This is a genomic window from Vibrio caribbeanicus ATCC BAA-2122 (assembly GCF_000165125.1).
Taxonomy (GTDB): domain Bacteria; phylum Pseudomonadota; class Gammaproteobacteria; order Enterobacterales; family Vibrionaceae; genus Vibrio; species Vibrio caribbeanicus.
Map to the genome: position 1 here is coordinate 1 of NZ_AEIU01000022.1, position 23,017 is coordinate 23,017.

Below are 23,017 nucleotides of genomic sequence, written 5' to 3' on the forward strand. Positions count from 1 at the left end.
CCTTAATTGGCACCAACGACGCGGCGGTGATTGGGGGCTCAGCGAGCCAGACGATCACGGAAACCAACGACGGGTCTGAGACCGCGAAGGTGACGGGCAGCTTGACGGCGACGGACGTGGACAGCGAGAACGGCTTTACGGCGGGCAGCGAAAGCAAACCGGGCGGTTACGGCACGCTGACCATCGATGAAAACGGCGCGTGGGAGTACGTGCGCAACGATAAAGATTTGGTGGCGGGCGACACGCAAGAAGTGTTCACGGTCACGAGTAAAGACGGCACGACCACCGACATCACCATCACCTTGAAAGGTTTGAATGATGGACCAACCATCAGTTCTGTTGTTAATGGTGCAGTATCAGAAGAAGGCCTTACTGATGGTAATGTCGACAACCAAGGCTCCAGTGACACGACCAATTCTAAAGTCTTCACTGGCAAATTTAATGTTGCTGACTCTGATAGTGATAATTTGAATGTATCAATATCTGGGCCTGCCGGCGTGACCTCTGAGGGTGAGTCTATCACTTGGGTTTGGGATGCTGAAAATCAAATGCTTACAGGCTCTACTCCATCCGCTTCTGTCATACAAATCGTTCTGTCAGCGCCGGCTTCTAGCTCAGGTGCGGGTGAGTGGACATACACAGCAACATTGCTAGCTCCGATCGATCACTCAGATACGTCTACAGAAGATGTCCTAGATTTAGATATTAACTTACTTGTTTCAGACGGACACATCGATGCACAGAGCATTATTGCGATTAAGGTAGAGGATGATTCACCCGATGCGGTGAACATCGATGCCGTTAATGTCAGCGTTATTGACATCCCTGATGTATTAACAGGGAAAATATCGTTTAAAGGCAGCCACTTCTCTGGCAACCAGCTTGAGAAAGATGGCGTTGTTGTTACTGCCGTTGGTTTCTTGAACAATGAGAGCGCCGAGACTGGGGCCGTTAATGTGACTCAGTCCAACCAAGGTCTTGGTGTAGCTAGCCCAGGAAATCTCGGTTACCCACTCAGTAATGAAGTTGACTTCCGCTATGCCGGAGACCAAGGCGTGTCTGAGCAGTTAGTAATCAACTTGGATGGGAAAGTGGCATATGGTGCGACGATCGAATTTGACCATTTGTACGGCGGTGAAAAAGAGGAAGGGGTTGCACACTTCTACCGAGATGGAGAATTGATTGCGAGTCAAAGCTTTAGTTCTGATGCTTCCAGTGGAGATTATGCACGACACTTTAGTGTCCAAGAAGGTGGCTTTGATAAGGTTGTCTTGGAAGCGACCAGTAATGGTAACGATCATACCAAAGCGGACAATAGCGACTTTACTGTAGCAAGCATTACGTTTACCGATGCCACGAGCGATGTTGCTATCGCCCATGTTGAAGGCACTCTACAGGGGGACTTTGGTGCAGATGGTGCTGGCAGCCTACGTCTGACTGGTGCTGAAAGCGGCCTTCAAACAGGTAAAGATGGCTCGAATATTACTGTCTCTGTTCAGGCGCAAAATCCAAATAGAGTCAGTGGTTATGACGATGATGGCAAGTTGGTGTTTGACGTTCATTTCACACCTGCGACGGGTGCATGGGAGTTCATGCAATACCAAACTATGCTTTCGCCACAAGGTGATGGAGACATTGATTTTAGCTTTAAAGTTCTCGATGCTGATGGTGATAGTGTCACAGGAACCTTCGCTGTGAACCCATATATTCCACCGACCATAACGGTTACGGCTAACAACTTTGTGGAAGATAGTGGTACGACCAGTGTGGGTGATCCAGCGGCGACATTTAACTATACCGTTAATTCGACCAGTAATTCAGAGATCACTTTCGCTTCAGATTCAAATCTCAATCAACACTATCAACTCGACTTAGCCAACAATGCGGTGATTTTGACGGATAAAGGGTTAGCTGCAATAAACAAGGGTGAGCAATTAGATAAAATTAATCTCATTGTAACAGAACATATTGGTAGTTATGTTGAGAGTTCTTCTGCTAGTGCGACTCCTCAAGTGACCCCAGTGGACGACGCGCCGGAGATCACGGTGACGGCGAACGACTTTACTGAGGATGATGCGACCACGGTGTTCGTGGGCGCGGTTGCGGGCACGTACCAGACGTCGGACGAAGAAGAGCACGATATTGCGGTGGACTTCAGCACTGACAAAGACAGTGGACATTACACCTTGTCCAACGGTCAGGTGTTGCTGACGCAAGCCGGGGTGGACGTGATAAACGCAGGCAACGACTTGGCGGCGATTGAGTTAACGGCGACGGCGAACGGGCTGGAAGGCCACGGCAGCGCGACGCCGAATGTAATTCAAACAAATGATGCCCCAACGATCGAGAACGTAACAACGGGCTCTGTATCTGAGGAGGGGCTAGCATCTGGAATACAAGATGATCTGGGTTCACCCGATACTACCAATGACACTTCGGTTAATGGCTCTTTCGTTATTAGTGATGTTGATAGTGACTCATTGACGGTCTCGCTGACTGGGCCAGACGGTCTAACCTCGGGCGGAGAGAGTATTACTTGGAGTTGGAATGCAGTTGAGAACAAGTTGATTGGCTCTACGTCCACAGGCACTGTAATGGAAATTACCGTCACTGAGCCTAATGATAATGGGAAAGGAACTTGGGACTACACGGCGACCTTACTTAAACCTCTTGACCATCAAAATGATACTAGCGAAGATGCATTGAGTGTTAACCTTGGCATTGTAGCGTCAGATGGTAGTATTGAAACCAACACGCCGCTTGTAATCAGTGTTGAAGATGATGCTCTAGTTGTCACAGACAAAGCAGCAGTTGACTTCACTCTTAATAACCTACCGGATGTGGTTACTGGGCAAGTGTCTTTCCGAGGTAATTCTGGTTCTTCTAATACTGCTCAGTTACTTGCAGATAAAGGTATTATCGTCACCGCACTTGGCTTTACTTCCTATGAAAGTAATGTTCTTGGTACGGCAGATGTAAACCAATCTCAGCATGGAATTGGCGTGCATAGTTCAGCCAGTCTCGGTTTACCATTCAGTAATGAAGTTGATTACCGCTTCGCTAATAACAGCGAAGGCAAACCTGGTGTTTCTGAAGAACTCATTATCGATTTGCAGGGTAAAGTTGCATTCGGAGCAGCCATAGAGTTCGATAAAATGTTTAGTAATGAGCCTGAAAGCGGTGTTGCAACTTTTTATCGAAATGGCGTTGAAGTTTTCGAGCAAACTTTTAGCTCTGACAAAACAAGCGGTGATTATGCCAAGAACTTTGATGTACATGAGGGTGGCTTCGATAAGATAGTACTAAAAGCCACAGGTAATGGAAACACAGCTTCACAGCAAGACAACAGTGACTTTACAGTCGCGTCCATTACCTTCCCTGATCCGTCTGATAAAACCATGATTGCCAGAGCAGAAGGGACACTGCAAATTGAGTATGGTGCAGATGGTTTCGGCAGTGTGAGCAATTTGTACCTAGTGGAGGCAGAAACTGGCCTCAAAACAGCAAATGGCCACGACGTTGACGACGTTGTCGTTTCGGTTAATGCAAATGATAAGAACTCTCTCGTGGGCCGTGATACCAATGGACAGCTCGTTTTTGAAGTTCATTTAACACCTACGACAGGTCAATGGGAGTTTTTCCAATATAAGTCAATGCTTGTGCCACAAGGTGATAATGATATTGACTTTACCTTTGTTGCCACCGATGGTGATGGTGATAAAGTCACAGGCGTATTTAGCGTTAATCCATTTACGAGACCTGTTATTAATGTCGACGGAAAAGTGCTCATCGAGGATGATGGTGTAGCTGAGGGTACCGTAGCTGCTTCCTATTCTACCCATTATGAAAATAGTGAAGTTACAGTGACTATTACTGAAGGAACCGATCCTAATGCCTACTACACTTTGGATTCAGTCAACCAAACTGTTAAGTTGACTGGAGCCGGTGCTGCTGAGGTCAACGCAGGAAATAATTTACCTCCGGTAAGTTTAACCGTGGTGCATAATTCAGCGAATACAACACTTAAGGGGATTGGTGAAGGTACTCCTACAGTACAAACTGTAAATGATGCTCCTGAAATTACAGTGGATACTTTTGCTACCTCGGGTAAAGAAGATGAAACGTTTGCACTTAAACTAAGTGAACTGATTGTTACTGATGAAGAGGGCGATGCTTACTTTATCAAAAATATTACAGTAGACCCTCAATATGGGGAGCTTACTCTCACACGTGATAGTGAAAATAAGGTGGTAGGTGCAGAATTTAAACCTGCTGCTGATCGTCATTTTGTTGGTGACAACAATGTTCCATTCCAGGTTACGGTCTCAGATGGAGACAAACAAAGTACGGCTACGGTGGGGCTAAATGTAGAGGCTCAAGTCGATCGTGTAATTGTGACAGCCACTATGTCGGATTCACCAGAGATAATCGGTTCAACTACTATGTATCCAGTTGACATCAATATTGAATTACTAGATAGAGATGGCAGCGAACGTATCAAAACTGTGACTATTAGTGGACTACCCCAACATAGTACCATTTTCGCTAATGATATGTGGCTTGGTAATGCTGATCAGCACGGTGAAATTACTATTGATGACGACTCGTGGAACAATGATGCAGAGTATTATATAAAACTCCCAGGTAACGATACTCAGGCAAATATTACAGTCACTGCGACAATAGTTGAGCAATCAACAGGTCAACGACAAACGGCCTCAGATACCGTTAGCTTAAATGAAGTGATTAGCCACGAAGGAACGGAAGGTCAGTTCAGTACTTCACTTGGCGAGGCGAATGATATCGTGATTGGAGATCTACAAGGTGCTGTTGTGACTCCGGGCAAGAGTCATAATGTTGCCTTTATGGTGGATACCTCTGGAAGCATGTCCAACAGTGATATGGCAGAGATTAAGAATCAATTGAAATCTGTAATGGTTCAGTTAAAAGATAGCGTGAGCGGTGAACATGCGGGAGAGGTGAATGTCTTTATTGCTGATTTCGATAACCCTACACGCGCTCTCATCTCGGTTAAATTGGATGATTCAAATGCACTGCAAACGCTTAATACTATGATTGATAGTATGTCGAGGGGAGGTGGTACTAACTATGAGGACGTATTCAAAACAACTGCAAACTGGTTTGAAAGTGATCAGGCAAAATCCAATACAGACGCAATCAATATTGCCTACTTTGTTACGGATGGTCATGCCACGGCTTACAGTGAAGACGTATCCACAGAAAATTGGTTCGTGTCTAATGATCAGAATACATGGACTAGAGTTTCTGAGCTCGTTAGTAATTTGAATGGAACGATTGATGAACCAATAATATTCACTTCACACAGTGGAATCCCTCAATATAGCACTAATGAAATAGTAGTGCGTGATTTCAAAATTGAGACTAACGGAAGGATCTACATCGAAGGCGCGACAGGAGTGTGGAGAAATACACCTTATCATGTACGTCCTGATGGTGATGGTGGTTTTGAAGTTGTAGACCTTGTTGGAGGTTATCGTGTGGACTCTATCGACTATCAGCAAGCTTCGGAAGCATTTAATCAGCATTTAAAAGCCCATGTCACTGTTGAAGCTATAGGAATCGGCCAAAATGTTGCCACTAACTATCTTGACGATTTCGATTCAGATACCATGGTCGCCAATAAGATTGACGTGACTCAACTTGCCGATACCATAATGGGCAAAGTGAGTAACCTTGTCCCAACAGAAGACTCTATCCGGGGTAATGATGGCGATGATATATTGTTCGGTGACAATATCATGTTGCCAGACACGGGTGGACAAGGTTATCAAGCGATCGAATCTTACGTTGCTGATAAACTGGGACTTGAGACAGTTAATAGTGCTCAAGTTAGTCATTATGTTCGTGAACATGCTTCGGAATTTGAGTATTCTACTCAAGATCAGAAAGATGACTTCCTTGAAGGCCGCAAAGGTAGTGATGTGCTCTTCGGACAAGGAGGAGATGATCAACTGCATGGTGATAAAGGCAACGATATGCTTATTGGCGGCCTTGGAAATGACATTCTTACTGGTGGTGAAGGTTCAGATCTATTTAAATGGGTTAATGTTGAAAATGGTGCAAAAGACGTTATAAAGGACTTTGATCGTGACCATGGTGACCGTATTGACTTATCCGATATTTTTGAAGGCTTGAATGATACGGAAGTTGATCAGTTACTTGACAGCATAGAGAGCTCGGCCTCAGTGAATGATAATGGTCATGCAACTATTACGGTAGCTAAAGGAGCAAGCTCGATGACGATTGAGTTCGAAAATATCTCCACCAGCTCTGAGTTATCTGAGTTAACAGATTATCTGTTTAACCAGCATGGTTTGAAATATAACGACTATTGATTGTGTGTTTGAATAAAAAGCCGGGCTCAGTGCCCGGCTTTTATTTACTTACACGCCCTTGGTGACGCTGTCACATTTTTGGGCTAAAGCACTTTACAAGCAAAACCTTTCAGATAGAAGCCTTCTGGGTAAGCGCTATCTGTAGGATGGTCTGCGGCTTGTTCAAATCGTTCAATAAATTTAACTTTGCGCCCTGAGTCAAGAGCGGCATCGGCAATTACTTTTTGAAATAAATCAGCACTCATTAAACCCGAGCACGAGTAGGTTAATAGTGTTCCACCCGGCTTGAGGATTTGCATTGCCAGCATGTTAATATCTTTGTAGCCGTTAGCGCCTGATGTCAGATTATTTTTGCTTGAAACAAACTTGGGTGGATCCATGATAACGACATCAAATTTGGTGCCTTGCTCACGATATTCCCTAAGCAGCTTGAACACATCTGCGTTAAGAAAAACGGCTTTTTTCTTGGAAACATCAAAGTTGTTGAGTTCTGCATTGCTTTTGGCTAGGTCTAGTGCAGGCTGAGAAACATCGGCATTAATGACACGAGCAGCGCCACCTTTCATTGAATAAAGACCAAATCCACCTGTGTAAGAGAAACAGTTGAGAACCTCTTTGTCTCTGACATATTTCATCGCTTGTTTTCTGCTATCACGTTGATCCAGATAGAAGCCAGTTTTATGACCTGTCTTGATATCAACGGCAATCTTTATTCCATTTTCTTCAATGACAATGGAATTTGGTGGCTGTTCACCATGAAGAACTCCAGTACATTCTTCAAGTCCCTCTTTTTTACGTATAGAAACATCAGAGCGTTCGTAGATATTACAATCAGGGAAAATAGTAATCAGTGCCTCTATAATCGTGTCTTTTAAATACTCTGCTCCCGCACTGAGAAACTGACAAACCAAGAAACTTTGGTACTTGTCAATGGTGATCCCAGGTAGGGAATCAGATTCACCCGCGACAAGTCGAAAACCAGTCAGACCGTCCCTTACTATAATGTCCTTTCTTAAGAGCAGAGCATCCTCAAAGCGAGAAATGAAGAACGACTTATTTATTTCTTTATTTTTAAAAGACCACACTCTTGCTCGAATCTGCGATTTAGGAGAGTAGGCGGCTTTTGCAAGCCATTTTCCATCATTGGAATAAACATCAATTGTCTCACCAAGTTTCGGCTCACCTTGCACATTTTTTATGGCCCCAGAAAAGATCCAAGGATGTTTTCGTTTTAAAGATTTTTCACGGCCTTTTAAAAGGTATATAGCAGGAGTCATTGGTACTCGTTCTTCTGGATGAAAAAAGGAGGATATTTTCTAGTAAGTATTTCTGAAAAGCAAATAAAAGAGCCGCAAAAAGCGGCTTAGTTTAGGCTCTTATCCCATCAAGGAGTTTTTCGAGCTGGTTACTTTGATTTGTGAGTTTACTGATGGTAAGTGTATTTTCACTGATCATGTTGTGAACGTTTGTAGCTTGATTGCGAACCTCTTCAACACTTTCAGCAATGTTTACTGCGACAACGCCTTGTTGCTCTGCTGCTGTGGCTATTTGAATACTACTATCAGAGATTCTTTGATTTTTTTTGGTTAACGTACCGATCTCTACATCAACCTCAGACATTTTTTGTTTACCTGTTGATGCGTTGGACACTGTTTTTTCCATCAAATGTGTTAAAGAACGGCTATTTTTTTGAACAGCCTCAATCATTGATTGAATTTCTCCAGTCGCTTGCTGAGTTCGACTTGCTAATGCTCTGACTTCATCAGCAACAACGGCAAAGCCTCGGCCTTGTTCACCAGCTCTGGCTGCTTCAATCGCTGCATTCAGAGCTAACAAGTTAGTTTGTTCTGATATCCCTCGGATTGTTGCAACAACATCATCGATTTGTGCAGTGTTACTCTCCAATTGAGATACAGCATCAGAAGCAGATTGAATTTCAAATGAGAGGTTCGAAATGGAGTCTAGTGTACGAACTACTTTTGTTTGTCCTTCTGCTGCGACAGTATGAGCCTGAACTGTTTGTGTACTTGAGTCTTGAGCCAAGTTGGCTACATCTCTAATCGTTGCTACCATCTCCTCGGTGGCGCTTGCCAGAGAGTTTAAATGTTCTTGCTGTACCCCCGATATTTCGTGGCTTCTTTGGTTCGACTGGCTTAAATCGGCGCTAATACTTTGCATTAAAGTGATTGATTTTTGGATTGATAAAACCATGTTTTGCTCTCGTTCAGCCACTTTGTCTATCGTTATCGCAATATCACTAAATTCATCTCTCACTTTAAAGAAATTCATTCTTTCCGTTAAATCTCCATCTGCAAGCGTTTTTAAAGCTTTGTTCATAGTGAACATTGCTCCGCCGATAAATGTCATAATGTAATAGACACTCATGGTCATGATAAACAACACTGAAAAGATAATGACCATCTCAGCAATATTCAATGAAGAGAGTAAACTGTTTTTATTTTCTAATAAGAGAGTACTTTTTGTATTTGAGGAGGTGTTTTCTCCTAGACTAGTCAAAATAGTGTCTATTTTTTTTTGACTAACGTAGCCATCATTTATTAAATTTTTTACCAATTGATACTCTGTATTATATTGATTATGTAACATTCTCTCAGCGGCATTATTAAAGACCAGACTAACTGAGATCAGAGCGATAATTGGCAAGATTAAGAGCAGGGAGAATTTTTCTTGTATCTTTAAATGAATGAGATATCTATCAATCCAACGAAATGGTATTTCTTTCATAGTTCCTTTACCTAGTAAAAACCTACAACGTCACTGTGCAAGATTAGAATGGTTTTATAGCATTTAGATAACATTAAGGGTATGAAAGTAATGAAAAATTGTGAGAGGTTCACTATAAAAGGGCATGTTCAAGGAGTGGGTTTTCGTTATCACACGTATTTGGAAGCGAGAAAGCTAGACTTAGTAGGATATGCGAAAAACTTAACAGATGGTAGCGTTGAAGTGATTGCTTGTGGAGAAAAAGAGCCAATTGAAACGCTTGCAACTTGGCTCAAATCCGGTCCGAGTCATGCGATAGTAATTAGCGTGGCCAGGGAACAGGCAAAAGACGAAGGTCATGTGGATTTTGATATTCTCTAACTTAACTATGAGTTAGAGTTATAGGCATTTGGCTGGTTTTGGAAGGCCTGCAAGCTTAGTCGCCTGCTTTGCTGGACCTTGTTTAAATAATTTAAATAGATACTTACTATTACCTTTTTCTGGGCCATGCTTTTTCTCGATGGCTTTTACCAACATTCTTACCGCGGGAGAAGTATTGAATTCTTCATAGAACTCTCTTACGAAAAGAATGATTTCTATATGAGCATCGGTCAGCTCTATTCCTTCCCTGTTGGCAAGCACTTCAATCATTCCCTGATCCCATTGAGAGTGATCCAGTAGATAACCTTGTGAGTCGGTTTCAATATTATTGCCCTTATATTCAAACATATGGCTTTCCGAGTAAATAGTACGTGATAGGGTAGTGGAGCATACCTTGATTAAGTAAGATAGCAAGTAACAAAAAACCCGAGCATGCTCGGGTTTTTTCTAAGTAACCAGCATCAATCGTCGTTCATGATACCTAGAATGCTAAGTAAACTAATGAAGATATTATAGATGGAAACGTAAAGAGCGATAGTAGCAGATATGTAGTTGTTTTCACCACCACGGATAATGCTCTGTGTCGTCATCAGTATTACCATTGTTGAAAATACGATGAATAAACTACTTAAGGCAAGGTGAAGAATGGTCGACTGGATAAAGAAGCTGGCGATCATCCCAACCACTAGCACGACGAACAATGAGAGCATCAGGCCACCCATGGCTGACAAGTCTCTTCTTGTTGTCAGTGCGTAAGCCGACGCCGCCATGAATGATAGTGCAGTGCCACCTAAAGCGGTAAGTATAACGTCGCCCATACCTGCGCCAATATACATGTTTAATATCGGGCCAAGCGTATATCCTAGGAAACCAGTGAACAGGAAAGTTAACACCAAGCCCATACTGTTATTTTTGTTCTTTTCAGTAAGGAAAAGTAATCCGTAGAATCCGACGAGTGTGATAATGATCCCTGGACGTGGCAGGTTCATCGCCATTGAAACACCCGCGACTAATGCTGACCAGAGTAGCGTCATAGAAAGCAGCGCGTACGTGTTACGCAGGACTCTGTTTGTTTGTAATGCACTTTCGTTGCTCGATGTGCGGCTGAACATTGGACTATTCATAATCATCCTCGTGAGATTTGAAGTATATGTACATTTATGGGGGTTATAGTTAAAAAGATCAAGCCCCAATTAAAGTAAACGTAAATAGAGTAATAGAAATAGAAACTCGTGTATTCTGAAAGATGTAACAGTATATAACAACAAAAAAAGGGTGACATAAGTCACCCTTAGATAAAGTAAATCAATTCTAGTGATGGAGTATTTGTGCCAAGAAGTTCTGGGTTCTGTCCGATTGTGGGTTTTCAAAGAAATCGATTGGGTTATTTTCCTCAATAATTTCACCCGCATCCATAAAGATAACTCTGTCTGCCACCTCTTTAGCAAAACCCATTTCATGAGTAACGCAAAGCATTGTCATACCCTCTTCAGCAAGCTCAACCATAACGTCTAGTACCTCCCGAACCATTTCCGGATCAAGCGCCGACGTCGGCTCATCAAAAAGCATAACTTGTGGATTCATACATAGCGAGCGAGCGATGGCTACCCTTTGTTGTTGGCCGCCAGACAATTGACCAGGGTACTTTTCAGCTTGGTCAGGAATTTTTACACGTTCTAGATATTTCATAGCAATCGATTCAGCTTGCTCTTTTGGCATTTTTTTGACCCAAATAGGGGCAAGGGTGCAATTTTCCAAAACAGTAAGATGAGGAAAGAGATTAAAGTGTTGGAAACACATACCGACTTCTCTTCGAACGGCCTCGATATTTTTCAGATCTTCGGTTAACTCATTACCTGTAACAAAAATATGTCCTTTTTGGTGTTCCTCTAAGCGGTTTATGCATCTGATCATTGTTGATTTTCCTGAACCAGATGGTCCACAGATAACGATTTTCTCACCTTTTTTTACGTTTAAATTAATGTTCTTCAAGACATGAAATTCACCATACCATTTGTTCATATCTTTTAACTGAATCATATAATCTTGTTGTTGCGTCATAATGCGTCCTTGAGTTCTTAATTATCGTTTGTGACCAGTGTGAAGTTTGTTTTCAAGCCATATCGAATACCGCGACATGCCGAAACAAAATACCCAGAACACCAACGCTACAAATACGTAACTTTCTGTAGCAAAGCCTAACCACTCAGGATCAGTGTTTGCCGCCTGTCCAATACCTAAAACATCGAACATACCAATAATTAGCACTAAGCTTGTATCTTTGAACAAACCAATGAATGTGTTTACGATAGAAGGGATCGTAATTTTAAGGGCTTGGGGGAGGATAATTAACCCCATTTTTTTCCAGTATGTCAGCCCGAGAGCATCAGCTGCTTCATATTGACCTTTTGGAATAGCTTGCAGACCACCGCGAATAACCTCAGCCATGTACGCTGCACTGAACATTACAACACCTATTAACGCTCGAATGAGCTTATCGGTTTCGGACCCCTCTGCGAGGAACAATGGCAGCATAACTGAAGCCATAAATAAAACAGTGATGAGTGGTACACCACGCCATATTTCTATATAAACGGTACAGATACTGCGAATTATCGGCATTTCGGAACGTCGTCCAAGTGCCAAGGCAATGCCTATCGGTAAAGAAACGACAATACCAACCAGAGCGATAATTAATGTAACCAGTAGTCCTCCCCATTTATGTGTTTCTACCACCTCTAATCCAAAAATACCACCATAAAGAAGCGCACCAATAATAAATGGATAAATATTGACAAAGAACAACCAGATCCAGAACCGTTTCGGTGTCTTTTCATAAGCAAGTAAAGCGGTGAATATGGCAAGAGTGATGTAGAAAAGTCTGGGTCGCCATAGTTGTTCCTCAGGATAGAAGCCATACATAAATTGCCCCCATCTCTCTTTGATAAATACCCAACATGCGCCTTCTTTGCTGCATGCATCTCGCGTGGTACCAATCCAGTCAGCTTTCAAGAATGCCCAGTCGAAAATATTCCAAAGTAACCAGAATAATAAATACCCTAGAACAATGGTGACAATAGAATTAACGGGGCCATTGAATAAATTTTTTCTCAGCCAACCAACTGTGCCTATAGTGTTTGCTGGAGGTGGTAAATCAGGCTGAAATTGATGTATCGTCATTTTATCTCTCCACCAATGCAACTTTGCGGTTGTATATATTCATTAACGCTGAAGTCAGCAAGCTTAATGTTAAGTAAACGCCCATCGTCATTGCGATGATTTCGATCGCTTGGCCTGTTTGGTTGAGTGTTGTCCCAGCAAAAACAGAAACTAGATCGGGATAACCAATAGCCATCGCCAATGATGAGTTTTTGGTTAAGTTGAGATATTGGCTCGTCAATGGAGGGATAATGATTCTTAGCGCTTGAGGAATCACCACCAGTTTGAGCGTTCTTGACCTTGGCAGCCCAAGAGACATTGCCGCTTCGGTCTGACCATGGCTCACTGCATTGATGCCAGAGCGTACTATTTCCGCGATAAATGATGCGGTGTAAATACTAAGTGCAATAAGTAGCGCAGCAAGCTCTGGGATAATGCTGATGCCACCTTCAAAGTTAAAACCACGAAGCTCTGGCATTTCAGCAGAGATCGGAGAGCCCATAACGAAATAACAGACTACAGGTATAACTACACAAAACAATAAAGTAATCTTACCCATTGGTGTTTGTTGCCCTGTGAGCTGTTGTTTATTCTTCGCCCAAACAGAAACTAGGATAGTTACTATGATGCCGACTACGAAAGAGCCTATCACAATAGAAGCACCAGTCTCGAAAATGGGTGCTGGGAAATAAAGCCCCCTCACATTTAAAAATATTGCTTCGCCTAAACTTAAACTCTGACGTGCAGAGGGAAGTGCCTGTAGAACAGCGAAATACCAAAAGAAAATTTGTAATAATAGTGGAACATTTCTAAAAATTTCAATGTAAACGGCGGCAAAACGACTAACAAGCCAGTTAGTAGATAAACGGGCAATCCCCATTATGAAACCAACGATTGTGGCGAGAATAATGCCGAAGAACGAGACAAGTGCAGTATTTAAAAGACCGACTATAAACGTTCGTCCGTAAGAGTATGTTTCGTCATACTCGATTAATGTTAAACCAATGCCAAAGCCGGCTTCTTGGCTAAGAAAATCAAAACCAGTAGCAATACCTCTTGCTTCAAGATTGCTTAATGCATTGTTCACAATCGTATAAAAGAAGAAAGCGAGTCCTGCAACAGCCAAAATCTGAAAGACGACAGAACGAAAAGTAGGATTATAGAAAATATTGGTTTTGGACGTTGCCATATTTCTCGGCTCCCCAAAGTCTTCAGTAGGTTTCATACAGCTTATAACCTCAGTCCATTTTATTAGTATGGGCGGTGATAACCGCCCATTTTTCTATTTAAAAGTAGGTCAATAACCGTTAGCGGATAGGAGGAGCGTACATGAATCCACCAGCATTCCAAAGAGCGTTTACACCACGTGAAATCTGTAGGGGAGACCCTTGTCCTACAGTTCTTTCGAAACTCTCACCGTAGTTACCAACTTGCTTCACGATCTGGTATCCCCAATCATCTCTGATTCCCAGTCCTTTACCTTTTGGTCCTTCAACACCAAGAATCCGTCTAATGTTTGGATCTTTAGACTTAAGCATCTCATCCGCATTCTTGGATGAAATACCATATTCTTCAGCGTTAACCATGGCTGCAAGCGTCCATTTAGCAATGTTAAACCATTGGTCATCACCTTGCCTTACCACGGGGCCAAGTGGCTCTTTTGAAATGATTTCAGGAAGAACTTGTGCTGATGCAGGATCTTGCAGATTGAGTCTTAGTGCATAGAGACCGGATTGATCAGTTGTCAGTACATCACATCGTCCTGCGTCGAACCCTTTCGAAGTTTGCGCTGCTGTATCGAATACAACTGGACGGTATTTCATACCACTGTTTCGGAAGTAGTCCGCCAGGTTGAGTTCGGTTGTTGTTCCAGACTGAACACACACTGAAGCACCATCGAGTTCTTTAGCGCTCTTAAGACCTAGGTCTTTTTTTACCATGAACCCTTGTCCATCGTAATAATTTACGCCAACAAAGTTGAGCCCAAGCGCGGTGTCTCGGTGCAATGTCCAAGTCGTGTTGCGAGAGAGAACGTCAACTTCCCCGGATTGGAGAGCGGTAAAACGTTCTTTTGCTGTTAGAGGTACGTATTTGACTTTCTTTTTGTCGCCGAGTACCGCAGAAGCAAGTGCCTGACAGTATTCTACGTCGATACCTTCCCATTCCCCTTTAGAGTTTGGGTTGGAGAATCCTGGCAAGCCAGTACTCACACCACAAGTGATAAAACCTTGTTTTGTAACTTTATCCAGTGTGTCTCCGGCAGCAAATGCATGGGTCGCTATAAGTGCAGAAGATGCCGCTACAACTGAAGCAAGAAGTGTTAGTTTATGTGCCATCTGTATCCATCCTGTATGGTCCATGTTAGCTCAGGTTAATCCTGATATAACGTTTAAATAGTGTCATGTTGGTTTAAATAAGCTGGCTGCTACTGCTCTTGACGAGTCTCTGTTATATCAACCAGTTATAAGCGTAGGTAAGGATCTGTAATTTCTCAAATGTATAATTTAAAAAGAATTTTGATAGAACTCACAAACCCAGACAGTCTTTAGAATGTACAAATGTTATTAAAATGTAAATAGCGAGCAAGTTCACAGAATTAACGGGACAGGATTGAATAACACTTTTATCAATATAAATAGTTTTGAAATTTACTTTGAAAGCATATTTTAGAATGTTTGGCTAAATTTTATTCAAAATTTAGTTCTTGTTCTATCTTATGAATTTTGTCGCATTCAGGCCATGATATTCTTTTGCTAATATAACCATTCATTATGATGAGTAATCAAAGGTGAAAAATGCAGTATTTTCCCCTATTTATGGATTTACGTACTAAGCCAGTTCTAGTTATTGGTGGTGGTGAAGTGGCCTGCCGAAAAGTCGACACTTTGTTGCGAGCACAAGCACAGGTAACGATAATTTCTCCTGAAATTGAGACTTATTTAAAGAGCTTGGTGGAAGAAGAGGCTTGTCATTGGATACAAAGCGAGTATTCGGATGCCTACCTTACAAAAGAGTATGTCCAAGTTTGGGCAACGACAGATAGTCGAGAGATAAATCACCAAATTCATGCTGATGCGACAAAGAAAAGGATCCTTGTTAACGTAGTAGATGACCAGCCTTATTGTGACTTTATCACTCCTTCGATCATCAATAGAGGTAAGGTTCAATTGGCAATTTCTAGTGGGGGAGCGGCCCCAGTTTTAATTCGTAATTTACGAGAAAAAATGGAAGCCATTTTACCAAAAAATCTTTCACTCCTCGCAGATTTTGCCGCGTCCAAGCGCGCTCATATCAAGCAAATACTGCCTAGTGTAGATATGAGAAGAAGATTTTGGGAAAAGTTCTTCGCTGTGAACGATGTAAAAATGGCAAGTGATCTTGAAATGCTAGAACGGGTTTATAAAAGCCTTTCTTGCGAAAATTTTCAGCCTGTTCACCGGCTCACATGGATTGAATATGGTAACGATGTTGAGCTATTAACACTAAAAGCATTACAAATCATGCAGCAGGCAGAAGTTGTTTTATATTCGTCTGAGTGTCCTTTTGATTTTGTCGACCTAATACGAAGGGATGCTGAACGGGTGTGCTGTGAGAATGACGGAGAAATCGACAATTGGTTAATCCAACTGGAGCGCACAAAAAAATCCGTGGTGGTATTTTGTAACTCAGATCGCTTAGACATGTTAGCGTCTAGGAGGGAGGTACAAATTATCGGGCTAGGAAGGTAGTTGTAAGGTAAAACCGTTAGTCAGTCAGGCTAACGGCTTTCACTTAATTAGTCCCTGAAATTTTCATACTGGAAAGGTTGCCCGAGCTCTGACTCTTTTATCAGTGCTATCACAGCTTGAAGGTCATCCCTTTTTTTGCCAGTTACTCTGACTTTTTCGCCTTGAATAGATGCTTGGACTTTCATCTTTTTGTCTTTGATGAGTTTTACAATTTTTTTTGCTGTAGATGTTTCGATTCCCTGCTTAAAAAGTACGATTTGGTGCCAATTTTTTCCAGATGCTTCTTCATCTTTTGCTTCCATGGCATTGGCATCCACTCCACGCTTTGCTAAGTGTCCACGGAGAATATCGCGCATTTGCTTTAACTGAAAATCGCCTTCCGCATTGAGCTTTACTGATTCGTCTTTTTGAAGTTCAAAGGACGCCTCCACACCACGAAAATCAAAGCGTGTCGTTAACTCTCTTGACGCATTATCTACCGCATTTCGAAGTTCTACGGTGTCTATTTCTGAAACAATATCAAATGATGGCATATTATTTTCCTTTAGTATTTAACCACGTTTTTTGACCGCATTGGCGAGCATCTCGAGCATTACTTGTGTGTCTTCCCAACTCAAGCATGGATCCGTAATGGATTGGCCATAGGTGAGGTTTTCCAAATCATCCATTGGCTGATTACCTTCTACAAGAAAACTCTCCGCCATAATCCCTGCAATATGGGTACTTCCTGACTCGATCTGTAGGCAGATATCTTTCGCTACATCCAATTGTCTTTTGTGTTGTTTTTGGCAATTGGCATGACTAAAATCTACAACCAGTCTTTTGGGAAGCTCAACATCAGACAATTGTTGGCATGCCGATTCGATTGAAGTTGAATCATAATTGGGTCCTTTGTCTCCACCGCGTAATATGATGTGGCCAAAAGGATTCCCACTTGTACGATATACTGTCATTCGCCCATTTTTGTCTGGAGAATAAAAATAATGTGACGCTTTAGATGCACGGATGGCATCGATGGCAATTTTAACGTTTCCATTCGTACCATTTTTGAAACCAACAGGGCAGGATAGCGCTGATGCCATTTCACGGTGAATTTGTGATTCTGTCGTTCTTGCACCAATCGCTCCCCAAGAAATGAGATCAGCAATATATTGACCAGTGATCATATCAAGAAACTCAGTTGCTGTCGCAAGGCCCAATTTATTGATGTCGAGGAGTAGCTTTCGAGCTTTATTCAGACCTGTTTCTAGAGCATATGATCCATCTAAATTAGGATCAGTAATGAGGCCTTTCCAGCCAACCACTGTTCTTGGCTTCTCAAAGTAAGTTCTCATTACAATAAGCAGTTGGTTGGAGTAGCGCTTTTGAATGGAAGCCAGCTTTTCGGCATATTCAATAGCGGCCTCTGTGTCGTGTACTGAGCAAGGCCCAACGACAACTAGTAGCCTAGAGTCCTTGCCTGTCAGTATATCTTCAATCTGGCGTCGAGATTGTTCGATTTTACTCGCGACTTCGTCTGTAATGGGATGAGCACTAACCAATTCTGCTGGTGTTGGCATCGGTCCCAGTGGTTGAGTTCTTAACTCATCAGTTTTAAGTGGCATATTGCTGCTAATCATTTTATTTCGAAGCGATAAAGATAACGGAAACAAGGCAAGGAATAAACCTCTTAACAAAATACTTTTTCATATTGACCTTGAGGTTTTGCTGCGACCTTTTGAACCTCAATCGACGTGAATATATGAGTAACAGCTATATTCTTTATCACTCTCACATTGTTGAAATTTTCTTGTTTTCATAATGTTGACTAATTGTATTCACGTTGTTAAGTTTTACTTAAAAACTGGTCGGATGTCTGTATGTTCTCTCAACTCACAAAAGCAAATCTTCATTTAAAAATGTTCGGTTTTTTTAAAGTCCCATTTATCTGGTTGGCTTCTCCGAAGATAGTTGACCTTACCTCTCAACGTGTAGAGATTAAAATTCCACTAAAACGAAGAAACAAAAACCATCTAAATAGCATGTATTTCGGTGTTCTAGCAGTGGGGGCTGATCTTGCAGGTGGTTATATGGCGATGAATAAAGCCGGACGCTGCGGAAAAAAGGTTTCTCTCGCATTTAAAGGAGTAGAAGGAAAGTTCCTAAAACGTCCAGAGGCAGACGTACACTTTATCTGTGAGGATGGCTCCTGTATCGACAAAATGCTGGAAGAAACTTTTGAAACTGGGCAAAGGGTAAACAGAGACGTTAAGATTACGGCCATTTGCCCGAGTTTACATGGTCAAGAGTCTATGGCTGAGTTTTCTCTAACTCTGTCTTTGAAGAGTATGGAACACCGTGATCAGAAACATTGATTTGTTCAATGGCCACAATTTTGTTTCTATTTAAAACAATTTTCCATCGGTAGTAAGTTGGTTCGCTATTGTGGTTATCTTCTTTCGCTATCAAGTTAATCAAGTGACGCTTTTCAACTGACTCTCGGCTGACTTGACCATTATTGTTGGTGTAGATTTTGTTTGATCCTTTATCCATTTGTCGCATTATCGCCCGCATACTGACAAGCATCGACTCTCTAGTTTCTTCATAGCCACTCATAAATTTTGAGGTGGACATTTCTGCCTGTGAACTATAATGTAAGACCTGCTCTTCACGCTGAACTACTCTCTTTTTACGGATCGCTTTGATTCGGTCGGGGAGTCTATCGAGAATTTTATAGTCGAGCCATTCTAGCTTTTGCCCCACAGCCTTTTTTGTCGTTGGATCAAGGTAGAGCTTACGCCACTTTGGTCGACCTTTACGTATCCAGCGCCACATGACGTCTCTCAAGTCATCTTTAAAAATTTCTCTGAGTGCGTATACAAACGACATTAAGATTATGAACGACGCGGTAATTTCTCCCCAATAATCTCGAGCCAAGATAACGGTAATGGTAACGAAAACCATGACAAAACCAGTTGCTCCGCCTTTGACGACGCGTTTCATATTTTTGCCAAGCGATTGAGTTTTGTCCTGAAGTACAACAGGGTGCTCGATTAGGCGTCTTAACAGTCTCATTTTATTACTCAACCTTGTAATGTCATCACGAACATTCTCTGAGTTATAGTTATTGAGTTTTCTGTGTGCGGCTTCTTTCTCGACGATGGCAAGCAAACTTTCTTTTAGACCTTTGTATTCACTGTCTCTCGGCATGTGAGAAACAAGGGACATAAGTCTTTGACCTGTGTACCAAGATAAATAGTTATCTATATTGGCGTAATATCGTTTTAAACTCTCTTCGTATGGAATACTACGACGAAGTTTCTTTAAAATATCTAATGCTAAATGAATAACTTCGTCAACTTCATCTGTTGTTACCGACTCTGTATTGTGTTTGTTTAGCTCGTTGACGGCTTTGTCGAGCGCAATAACATATTGGTAGGCAAAAAGACTCAAACTAACACGATACTGAGTAGTCGAGAGATGTCCCCGTTTGGCTAGACGACTGTGAACTAGAGGAAGGAGTGTTTTATCACTGTAATAAGCCCGCTTTTGCACTAGAGCTTCGTAGTAAAATTCACTCTCTTTTAGGACATCAGAGGTTATCCCAAGCTCTCCTGGAATAAAAAAATACAAATCAATATCTGACTTTTTTGTCGCGGCCATGGCGTGAGAGATTTTCAGTGTTATGCCGTCTTGTTTATCAACGGTAAGCAAAAGCCCTCCTAAAAAATGCGAAATAACTGACGAAAGCATAACAGAGATTCGCTATAATCACCGCAAATTTAGAAAGAGATAGAGAAAAATGATCAGAGTTGGCGAGATTAACCGCTTAGAAGTGCTTAAGAAGACAGATTTCGGTTTATTTCTTAATGCACAAGACTTTGGAACCACAATGTTGCCCAAAAAATACGCTCCTGATAACGTGGAGATCGGTGACCTTTTGGATGTTTTCCTTTACTTCGACTCGGATAGCCAGTTGGTTGCAACTACCCAGAAACCCGTTGCTCAAGTCGGGCAGTGGGGGTTGATGAAAATCGAAGGTATTAGTTCAACAGGTGCTTTTGCTGATTGGGGGATAAAAGATAAAGATTTACTGATCCCTTTTAGCGAACAAAGAATGAGATTCAGTGTCGGTCAGAAGGTGCTAGTGTATGTGTACACAGATAAGGCTTCTGGACGTATAGTTGGAACGACAAAATTCAATAAATGGCTAGATCAAACTCCAGCAAATTACTCGAAAAATCAAGAAGTTGACATTATCATCGCCGAGAGAAGTGAATTGGGCTTTAAAGCCATCATTGAAGGTAAACATTGGGGCATGATTTTCCTCTCTGACGCGTTTGGGAAGCTTTTCATTGGTAAAAAGATGAAAGGTTATATTAAGGAAGTACGCAGTGACGGGAAGATAAACCTATCGCTACAGAAAGTTGGTATAGGCAAGATGGACGATCTAGGCAGTAGGATATTATCGACCCTAGAACAAAAGGGCGGATTTTTGCCTCTGAATGATAAATCTTCGCCCGAAGCGATTTATGCTACTTTCGTCACTAGTAAAGGTACTTTTAAAAAGACAATAGGCTCATTATATAAACAAGGCAAGATAACCATCGAGCCAGAGGGTATCCGTCTTTCGGAATAGTGCAACATTCAATAAAAAAAGGCCCTTTGCGTTCACTGCGTAGGGCCTAGGGGAAGAGGCTCATAATGAGCCTAACAAAACATGTATACTCTTCTTAGTTTAGTGTAGAAATGAAAGTTTACTACTAGAGTGAGATGCGGAGTCTTGCTTTTTTTTAAAGTGTAATTAAAACACATGTTTATCTTTGACAAGCTCACGCGGCAATCCGTTTTTAATTCGGCTTCCTACCCATTTCCCGAGTCCTAATATACCATTATTATAGCGGATGATAACTTCTCCCTTACCCAAAACACCCTCTGGTCTGATATCTCGGCCCATTACCCATTCTCTGGCCTCATGGACTGAAATGTCGATAATTTTTCCTTCATTACCAGTTACTAACGCCGTCGCTACTTGATGTTGCCAGCGATAACCGTTTTTGTGTGATTCTGCGATTTTTACTCCCATTCTAGAAAAACGAAACTTGGCTAGGAATGGCTCGAGACTCTGTGGAAATAACCATACATCTCGGTCGCGAAGCCACAAGGTTGAGTCATCGGGTAAGGTCACCCCCAATGAATCTTTCAGTGAATGAGTGATCTCAGTGTGTTGTTTATGGTTGGCTTTTATAAATGGGAATGTACCGAGTTTAGTTTTAGGGGAGTCGGATTTCTCTATCGAGGCTACTTTTTTCAATTTTGCGACAAAAAAACCTTCACTATCATACACTTGAGGGAATACGTGTAAAAATCCTTCATCGGTCACTGACTCAGATGCTCCGGGAAATAAATGACTTAAAGATTCAAACTCAACGCTGTCAGCAAACTTGTCTTTAAGGTGCCGACAAACAAACTGATTTTCCTCTAGACTCAGTGTACAAGTAGAATAAACAAGTGTTCCGCCTGGCTTTAGGGCATGAAAAGCACTTTCAATCAGCTTTTTCTGGGTATCTGCAATAGATTGAATAGATTTTAAGCTCCAGTTTTTTAGTGCACTATCATCTTTACGTACTGTCCCTTCTCCGGAACAGGGAGCATCAATGAGGACCGCATCGAATGCTTCTGGGAGCCAGGAACCAAAGACTTCGCCATCAAAATTACTCAGAGCAGTATTTCGAATGCCGCAGCGTTCTATGTTGGCGTGTAAGGCTTTTACTCTACTGGCGGAGTACTCATTGGCAATTAGTACTCCTTTATTTCCCATTAACGCTGCAATTTGCGTGGTTTTAGAACCCGGGGCCGCTGCCATATCGAGTACTGATTGAAGTTTCGTACTGTCTGAAAATAACGCAGAAACGGGGATCATAGAACTGGCCTCTTGAATATAAAACAAGCCCGATAAATGCTCAGCAGTACTTCCCAAAGGTGTTTGCTCTTCATCTAGATCAACCCAAAATCCATCTTTGCACCAAGGAATTTGTTCAATATGCCAGCCTTTGGCTTTCGCCAGAGTCATAAAGTCAGATATCGATGACTTGAGGGTGTTAACTCGAATACTTTTTCTCAGTGGGCGCTGGCAGGCGGATATAAAATCATCCATTTTTAGGTGCTTGGGGAGAATGGATTCTATTTTTGAAAGAAATTCCGCGGGTAAATAGACGTTCTGATGCACAGTTGTTAACTCTTTAAAACCAGTAGAGCTCTATTATACTCAAGTAACCCCATGATGCTAGGTTCAGAGTGAGTGGATTGCCTTAAGGACAAGGCAATAATGAGGTGTTTAGTTCATCGAAACTGATCGCTGGTAACCACACCGTAAACCAAGAAAGCTTGGTTATTGGAAGGTGCTATAGGATCAATGGTGTCGTTTAGCAATATTACGCTGTAGTTCTTATCTCCTTGAAATCACAAGGGTACCAATACCGGAAATGCTATTACGCTGCGTTATTCCCCTTGAATACAACACTGTAGCATCGCTCTGAATCCTATGTTTTGAAGTCACTTGAGTATAGTACCCAAGCAATTTCAAAGCCATTTGCTGATTTTGATGACGGTGTTGTAGTCAATTTTTTAAACAAACCTTATTAATAACGTAATTAACGGTTTAGCTTT

17 protein-coding genes are annotated in these 23,017 nt (G+C 41.9%); 5 read left to right on the forward strand and 12 right to left on the reverse strand.

Going from position 1 to position 23,017, the window contains the following annotated elements; translation table 11 throughout:
- The first annotated feature begins 26 nt into the window (after positions 1-26).
- On the forward strand, positions 27-6,377 hold the full coding sequence (locus RH40_RS20010) for a VCBS domain-containing protein (protein WP_206536085.1): 6,351 nt from the start codon (positions 27-29) through the stop codon (positions 6,375-6,377).
- 83 nt (positions 6,378-6,460) lie between these two features.
- Here RH40_RS20010 and RH40_RS02025 read toward each other — a convergent pair whose 3' ends face one another.
- The gene (locus tag RH40_RS02025; RefSeq protein WP_009599611.1) at positions 6,461-7,654 is read right to left on the reverse strand and encodes a class I SAM-dependent methyltransferase; all 1,194 of its coding nucleotides are present in this window, start codon (positions 7,652-7,654) and stop codon (positions 6,461-6,463) included.
- A 91-nt stretch (positions 7,655-7,745) separates the two neighbouring features.
- Positions 7,746-9,122, reverse strand: a complete 1,377-nt coding sequence (locus RH40_RS02030; RefSeq protein WP_009599612.1) for a methyl-accepting chemotaxis protein — start codon at positions 9,120-9,122, stop codon at positions 7,746-7,748.
- A gap of 90 nt (positions 9,123-9,212) precedes the next feature.
- Between RH40_RS02030 and yccX the strand changes: the two genes are divergently transcribed.
- Entirely contained in the window at positions 9,213-9,482 is a 270-nt protein-coding gene (gene yccX / locus RH40_RS02035; RefSeq protein ID WP_009599613.1) for an acylphosphatase, read from the forward strand.
- An 18-nt stretch (positions 9,483-9,500) separates the two neighbouring features.
- Here the strand turns inward: yccX and RH40_RS02040 are convergent, their stop codons facing one another.
- The 6 genes from RH40_RS02040 to RH40_RS02065 form a co-directional block, all read right to left on the reverse strand.
- A complete protein-coding gene (locus RH40_RS02040) occupies positions 9,501-9,830 on the reverse strand; it encodes a TusE/DsrC/DsvC family sulfur relay protein (protein ID WP_009599614.1) in 330 nt (109 codons plus the stop codon).
- Between the two features lie 113 nt (positions 9,831-9,943).
- On the reverse strand, positions 9,944-10,606 hold the full coding sequence (locus RH40_RS02045; RefSeq protein ID WP_009599615.1) for a Bax inhibitor-1/YccA family protein: 663 nt from the start codon (positions 10,604-10,606) through the stop codon (positions 9,944-9,946).
- Between the two features lie 187 nt (positions 10,607-10,793).
- A complete protein-coding gene (locus tag RH40_RS02050) occupies positions 10,794-11,543 on the reverse strand; it encodes an amino acid ABC transporter ATP-binding protein (RefSeq protein ID WP_009599616.1) in 750 nt (249 codons plus the stop codon).
- A gap of 21 nt (positions 11,544-11,564) precedes the next feature.
- Entirely contained in the window at positions 11,565-12,662 is a 1,098-nt protein-coding gene (locus tag RH40_RS02055) for an amino acid ABC transporter permease (protein WP_009599617.1), read from the reverse strand.
- 1 nt (position 12,663) lies between these two features.
- Positions 12,664-13,866, reverse strand: a complete 1,203-nt coding sequence (locus RH40_RS02060) for an amino acid ABC transporter permease (protein ID WP_009599618.1) — start codon at positions 13,864-13,866, stop codon at positions 12,664-12,666.
- Between the two features lie 82 nt (positions 13,867-13,948).
- Positions 13,949-14,977, reverse strand: a complete 1,029-nt coding sequence (locus RH40_RS02065) for an amino acid ABC transporter substrate-binding protein (protein WP_009599619.1) — start codon at positions 14,975-14,977, stop codon at positions 13,949-13,951.
- 459 nt (positions 14,978-15,436) lie between these two features.
- On the opposite strand from RH40_RS02065, the gene RH40_RS02070 reads away from it, so the two are divergent.
- Entirely contained in the window at positions 15,437-16,369 is a 933-nt protein-coding gene (locus RH40_RS02070) for a siroheme synthase (RefSeq protein WP_009599620.1), read from the forward strand.
- A gap of 47 nt (positions 16,370-16,416) precedes the next feature.
- Here RH40_RS02070 and RH40_RS02075 read toward each other — a convergent pair whose 3' ends face one another.
- Positions 16,417-16,902 carry a YajQ family cyclic di-GMP-binding protein gene (locus RH40_RS02075; RefSeq protein WP_009599621.1) on the reverse strand — a complete coding sequence of 162 codons (486 nt, stop codon included), beginning with the start codon at positions 16,900-16,902 and terminating at the stop codon, positions 16,417-16,419.
- Positions 16,903-16,920: 18 nt separating this feature from the next.
- Positions 16,921-17,973 carry a 3-deoxy-7-phosphoheptulonate synthase gene (locus RH40_RS02080; protein WP_009599622.1) on the reverse strand — a complete coding sequence of 351 codons (1,053 nt, stop codon included), beginning with the start codon at positions 17,971-17,973 and terminating at the stop codon, positions 16,921-16,923.
- 255 nt (positions 17,974-18,228) lie between these two features.
- Between RH40_RS02080 and RH40_RS02085 the strand changes: the two genes are divergently transcribed.
- On the forward strand, positions 18,229-18,723 hold the full coding sequence (locus RH40_RS02085; RefSeq protein ID WP_039954034.1) for a DUF4442 domain-containing protein: 495 nt from the start codon (positions 18,229-18,231) through the stop codon (positions 18,721-18,723).
- Here RH40_RS02085 and RH40_RS02090 read toward each other — a convergent pair.
- Complete coding sequence (locus tag RH40_RS02090; protein ID WP_039954037.1) at positions 18,659-20,062, reverse strand: hypothetical protein; 1,404 nt, start codon at positions 20,060-20,062, stop codon at positions 18,659-18,661. The two genes, RH40_RS02085 and RH40_RS02090, sit on opposite strands and share 65 nt — an antisense overlap.
- Before the next feature lie 88 nt (positions 20,063-20,150).
- On the opposite strand from RH40_RS02090, the gene RH40_RS02095 reads away from it, so the two are divergent.
- A complete protein-coding gene (locus RH40_RS02095) occupies positions 20,151-20,987 on the forward strand; it encodes a CvfB family protein (RefSeq protein WP_009599625.1) in 837 nt (278 codons plus the stop codon).
- 165 nt (positions 20,988-21,152) lie between these two features.
- Here RH40_RS02095 and rsmF read toward each other — a convergent pair whose 3' ends face one another.
- Positions 21,153-22,577, reverse strand: coding sequence for a 16S rRNA (cytosine(1407)-C(5))-methyltransferase RsmF (gene rsmF / locus RH40_RS02100; protein ID WP_009599626.1), 1,425 nt, complete (start codon positions 22,575-22,577; stop codon positions 21,153-21,155).
- Positions 22,578-23,017 lie beyond the last annotated feature (440 nt).